The organism is Pseudodonghicola xiamenensis DSM 18339 (genome assembly GCF_000429365.1).
Lineage (GTDB): Bacteria > Pseudomonadota > Alphaproteobacteria > Rhodobacterales > Rhodobacteraceae > Pseudodonghicola > Pseudodonghicola xiamenensis.
Genome location: NZ_AUBS01000070.1, coordinates 1 through 5,107, shown reverse-complemented (window position 1 = coordinate 5,107; position 5,107 = coordinate 1). Strand labels below are relative to the sequence as shown.

The 5,107-nt window shown below is 62.4% G+C and carries 3 protein-coding genes, 1 tRNA gene and 3 pseudogenes; 3 read left to right on the top strand and 4 right to left on the bottom strand.

Translation table 11 applies throughout. The annotated features are described in order from the left end of the window. Nucleotides 1-313, bottom strand: a pseudogene (locus tag G455_RS26255) (transposase); the annotation flags it as partial. 140 nt (nucleotides 314-453) lie between these two features. Here G455_RS26255 and G455_RS25165 point away from each other — a divergent pair. Further along, a pseudogene (locus tag G455_RS25165) lies at nucleotides 454-1,648 on the top strand (IS256 family transposase). A gap of 864 nt (nucleotides 1,649-2,512) precedes the next feature. Beyond that, nucleotides 2,513-3,271: an NAD(P)-binding domain-containing protein gene (locus G455_RS0121870; protein WP_028095574.1), complete on the top strand. Its 759-nt coding sequence runs from the start codon at nucleotides 2,513-2,515 to the stop codon at nucleotides 3,269-3,271. Between the two features lie 120 nt (nucleotides 3,272-3,391). Here the strand turns inward: G455_RS0121870 and G455_RS0121865 are convergent, their stop codons facing one another. Next, the gene (locus tag G455_RS0121865; RefSeq protein ID WP_028095573.1) at nucleotides 3,392-3,640 is read right to left on the bottom strand and encodes a hypothetical protein; all 249 of its coding nucleotides are present in this window, start codon (nucleotides 3,638-3,640) and stop codon (nucleotides 3,392-3,394) included. A 354-nt stretch (nucleotides 3,641-3,994) separates the two neighbouring features. Here G455_RS0121865 and G455_RS0121860 point away from each other — a divergent pair. After that, nucleotides 3,995-4,071 (top strand) — tRNA-Arg (locus G455_RS0121860). 221 nt (nucleotides 4,072-4,292) lie between these two features. On the opposite strand, the gene G455_RS25160 is transcribed toward G455_RS0121860, so the two are convergent. After that, nucleotides 4,293-4,712 carry an acyltransferase gene (locus G455_RS25160; RefSeq protein ID WP_051312688.1) on the bottom strand — a complete coding sequence of 140 codons (420 nt, stop codon included), beginning with the start codon at nucleotides 4,710-4,712 and terminating at the stop codon, nucleotides 4,293-4,295. Between the two features lie 136 nt (nucleotides 4,713-4,848). After that, nucleotides 4,849-5,107: pseudogene (locus tag G455_RS0121850) on the bottom strand (IS5/IS1182 family transposase); the annotation flags it as partial.

The window sequence follows — 5,107 nt, the reverse complement described above, 5'->3', positions numbered from 1 at the left end:
CAGCAGCCGGTCGCGGTTCTTCGTGAACACCGTCGGGACCCAGACAGCATCGTCGACGCCAAGACTCACGAACCATCGGAACAGCAGGTTATAATCCATCTGCTCCATCAGTTGCCATGTCGTGCCGAAGGCACGCCTCCGGCGCTACGCGGACCGAGAACAGGATTTGCAGCAGGCTCGCACGGATCAGCCGTTCCGGCGCGATGGAGGGGCGGCCGAAATCGGCATAGAGCCGATCGAACCCGCCATCGAGGCTCGCCAAGGCGTCATTGACGACCCGCCGGATCCTGCACAGCGGATGCCGGGCGGGTAATGTCCCAACGCTTGGTGTAGGAGGCCGCGCGCGGAGCCTCCGGTGTAGCGCAGCGCTCGGCCGGGTGTGACGCTGGCGGCCACGGCCGATCTTCGAGAAGGTTCGGGTTGCGAGACCTTGAACCAAGAACGGAGATGACGATGACCGATGACGGAATGACGCTGATTGAGCTGGTTGAGAAGCAGGCCGATGGCGATCTCGTGCGCGAGATGCTGGCCTTCACGGCCGAGCGGATCATGGACGTGGAGGTCGAGGCGCGAACCGGTGCCGGGAAGGGCGTTCGCTCTCCCCTGCGGGAGGTTTCGCGGAACGGTTACCGGGACCGCGACTGGGACACTCGTGCCGGGCGGATCACGCTGGAAATCCCGCGGCTGAGAAAGGGGAGCTACTTGCCCAGCTTCCTGGAGCCGCGACGGACGGCTGAGACGGCGCTGGTGGCGGTGATCCAGGAGGCTTACGTCCACGGGCTCCACGCGCTCCGTAGACGATCTGGTGAAGGCGATGGGCGCTGGCGGCATGTCGAAGAGCCAAGTCAGTTGCCCTTGTGTCGAAATCGACGAGCGGGTGAATGCATTCCTCTCCCGGCCGCTCGAAGGCGCCTGGCCCTATCTCTGGCTCGACGCGACCTATGTGAAAGTGCGCGAGAGCGGGCGGATCATCAGCCGCGCCGTGATAATAGCGGTAGCTGTGAACGAGGACGGCAAGCGCGAGGTTCTCGGCGTCGCCACCGGTCCGTCCGAAGCAGAAACGTTCTGGACCGACTTCCTGCGCTCTCTCGCCGACCGTGGCCTGCGCGGCGTGAAGCTGGTGGTCTCAGATGACCACAAGGGGCTGCGGGCTGCCGCGCGGCGGGTGTTCAACGCGACGCACCAGCGATGTCGCGTTCACTGGATGAGAAACGCGCTTGCCCATGCTTCGATCAAGCAGCGCACGGCAGTGGCGGCAATGCTGAAGACGATCTTCGTCCAGGAAAACAAGGCGGATGCCGAAGCCCAGTGGAAGGCCGTGGCTGACGCGCTGCGCGAGAAGCAGGCGAGGCTCGGCGCCCTCATGGACGCCTCGCGCGACGACGTCCTCGCCTACATGGATTTTCCGCGTGAGCATTGGGCCCAGATCGCGTCGACGAACCCACTGGAGCGGGTGAACCGGGAGATCAAGCGCAGGTCCGACGTCATCGGCATCTTCCCGAACGACGAGGCAATCCTCCGCCTCGTCGGCGCGCTGATGCTCGAGGCCAATGACGAATCGACGGTTGCACGGAGATACATGTCTCTTGAAAGCCTGGCGTGTGTCACCGACACTACAACCGTCAGGCTGTCCGCCGTGGCGACCTGATCAGCCTCGGACCTCTCCGAAGATCGGCGCTCTTACACCATCTCTCCGGGCACTACCTGCCGGGCGGGAACCCGCTCTTCGAGATCGACATAACTGAACAGCGATCCGCTCGTCTCGTCTGCTCCGCGCATACCTGTCTCCGCCATTGATCCGCAGCGGGTCAAGCATGTTCTGCAATCGGCGTCGAGGCCCAACTATTTCAGCAGCCTGCTAGACATGCCATCGCCGAACATCGCGCCCGCAGCTCGTTTCGGCGACATCGAGAAAAGCGATCGGCACCGTGGCCAAGGCGCCCGATCCCCGGCAATTCGCGCCACACCGCGACCGCTACCTGGGCAGGTAAATCCGTTGCTGGAAAAGATCCGCCCTTCGACCTGGCTCCTCCGCATCCTATTGCCGTGAATGGTGTCATTCATCTCCGTCCCGCTTCTTCTCGTGTCCAATACGGCGGGGGTGAATTGGCCGAAGGCCAAGAGGGGGCTGGCCCCCTCCCCCAACCGTCGCTGCATCAGATAGCTGCATCAGGTTTACGTCGGGCCGCTCTCTCCCGGCGGGGGCAGCAGTCCATCGATCTTGCGCCCCGGTTCGCCGGGCAGGCAAGACAGATGCGGTCATGGCGCTGCAAGGCCATATCGTTTGCCCCCACCCCGATGAGGTCCGGCTCCGGTGGACGCCCCCAAACGGGGCCCGCGACCGGCAGGCCTGACAGCTGCCACGACCGGCTATGCGCAGAGCGTAACCCTGGTTTGCCATAAAGAAATCCCGGTTCCTCCGGCAGGTTTCGCGGTGCTAGTCTCGATGAGATTCAACCTTCAGCTCGGGGGCGCATGCCCACTAGCGAAAGGAAAAGGAGTACAGGACGGCATGTATCGGATCGGCTTTCTCGGCACCGGGCATATCGCCGCGCCAATGGTCCGCTTTCTGGCCCGCACCGGCCACGACATCACTGTCTCGGACCGCAATGCCGAGATCGCCGCTGCGCTCGAGGCCGGGCACGGGGTGGCGGTGGCGCCCAACCAGAAGGTCGTCGACGGGTCAGAGGTGGTGTTCCTCTGCCTGCGGCCGCATCTGGCTGAAGAGGTGCTGCAAGACATCCGGTTTCATCCCGGGCAGCGTATCGTCTCGGTCATGGCAGGCATCTCTCTCGACCGGCTCAAAACGCTCTGTGCCCCGGCCGGGGACATCACCATTACCATCCCGTTGGGCTTTCTGGAACAGGGCGGCTGCCCATTGCCGGCCTATCCTTCCAGTGACATCCTGGACCGGCTGTTCGAACCGGAGAACACCGTTTTCGAAGTGCCGGACGAACGCGCCCTCAACATGCATTTCGCGATCTGCGCCATGGTGCCGGGGCTTCTCGATCTCATGGCGACGGGGGCGGAATGGCTGGGGCACGAGACCGGAGAGCCGGAGAAGGCCGAGTTCTATACAACGCAACTCTTCTCCGGCTTCTTGGCGGCGATGACCCGCAAACCGGGCGCATTGGCGTGTAAACGCGACGCGCTGGCCACCCAGGGCACCATCAGCCTTCAGATGACCGAGGGGTTGCAGGCCGGAGGTGTGCACACGGCGCTGACCCAGACCCTGGATGCAATCCGCGATCGGCTGAACGGCCAGAGCTGACACCACACTCAAGGCCGCAGTCCCGCATTGCGGTCCCACATTGTCGGGCCAAACTTTCCGGCGACAGCGTCGGACAGGCAGTGTCTGGCCGCCTGTCCGGGATGCGTCACTGCGGCCGGATCAATGTCCAGCCGTCGTGGTGCTGCTGCTGTTGTCGTCGCTCAACGCGACACCAAGCAGGACAGTGCCGATGCCGATTCCGATGGCTTGTTCCTGGGTCAAACCGGTGTTGCCCAGCATAGCGGGGGCCGAGGCCGCCGGCGTTTGCGATTCTGCCGGAGGCGTGGGCTGTCCACCTGCGGACTGGGCCAGGGCGCCCGAGGACATCCCCAGCGTTCCGGCAATCAATATGGCGATGAAACCTTTCATCATGAACTCCTTCTAACACACGCGCTTCAAACGCGCCCGGAGGTTAGGTCATGGTTAGGATGCCGATAAAAGAGGCCGGGATGGCATGGGATGAAATCGGCGACGAATTGCCTTCGGGCTCGGCCTACACGGGCGGTGAATCGCCGAGATCGCGGAAGACGCAAGGCGGCGCGGCTTTTGCACCCTTGCTGTGGCGCACCATCCGACACCGCGTGACACTTACCCGCCCGCCCCTGTCATCGAGGATTTCAACCGTATAGGACCCGTCGCTGAGATCGTGTGCAACTTCCCGGCCCGAAAGGCAGTTTTTGCGATTGCAGCCCACGCCGCTTTGTCCTATACGCCGGGGACCAGGCACCTGTAGCTCAGCTGGATAGAGCGCTGCCCTCCGAAGGCAGAGGCCAGAGGTTCGAATCCTCTCAGGTGCACCATTTTCCATCGGATACAGATCAAAGTCGCTGCGCGGAGACGCGGAGAGGTTGATATCGCATATTCCGGGGAAATGCGCGCCCTGAGGGCCGGCAACATGGCGCTGTGCGGGCCGGGAACGCCGCATTACAGGCGGGGACGCCTAAACGAGATTATTCCGCGTCCATGCCATCATCGCGGACAAAGCATAACCAGCACAGATCAGGATCGGTGCCGGGGAAAATCACTCTTTCCATTGAATATTGTTCCTGACGGCCCGTGCTGGAACACCTACCGCCAGGCTGTTGGCGGGAATCGTTCCATTGACCAGCGATCGCGCGCCGATCACAGAACCATCGCCAATTTCGCTTCCTCCCAGAAGGATCGCATCTTCGGCAATCCAGACATGGTTGCCCACGGTGATCGGCTGCGGAGGATTCATCCGCTCTCCGGTGGTGATATCGCGAATCTCATGGCTGTCGCTCGGCCTCATCCGCACCGATGAGAACAGGCAATCGTTACCGATTTGCACCACGCAATCGTCCTCGGCGAGATTTACGAAAAACAGTGAGTTGCACTTGGATCGTTCCCCGAACTCCAGGCGGCAATCATTCCCCTTCAGATACACCTGCATCTTGCCACGGTTTTCGCCGTGAAACTTCACATTTCCACGATCTTTGTGAAGTTTAAGGTGGCCCGACAGTTGACAGTTTTCTCCCAGAAGAACGGTATTGTCGGACCCTATGGGCGTTGTTGCGCAACGCCGGCTTAAGGCGTGACTTCCCCTTTCCCCATTGGTGTCATGCCACTCTGACGATCTCGGCGGTGCCGAGGGCATTGAAGCGGTTCATAAGTGCGATGCGGATGTGGATTTCGGCGGTTTGACGGTCGGGGTCTCTCGCTGCGATCCGTTCGCCGAACGCTTTGAGGCAGCGCATCTTCGCCTCGATCCGGCTTCGGGTGTGGTATCCCGTCCAGCGCTTCCAGAAGGCCCGGCCGTAGTGCCGGGTGGTGCGCAGGGTTTCGTTCCTGACCCGCGCAGCCGGGCAGTCTTCTTTC

Coding starts and splice junctions, on each gene's coding strand:
- G455_RS0121870 (WP_028095574.1), top strand. CDS start 2,513: ATGTATCGGATCGGCTTTCTCGGCACCGGGCATATCGCCGCGCCAATG.
- G455_RS0121865 (WP_028095573.1), bottom strand. CDS start 3,640: ATGAAAGGTTTCATCGCCATATTGATTGCCGGAACGCTGGGGATGTCC.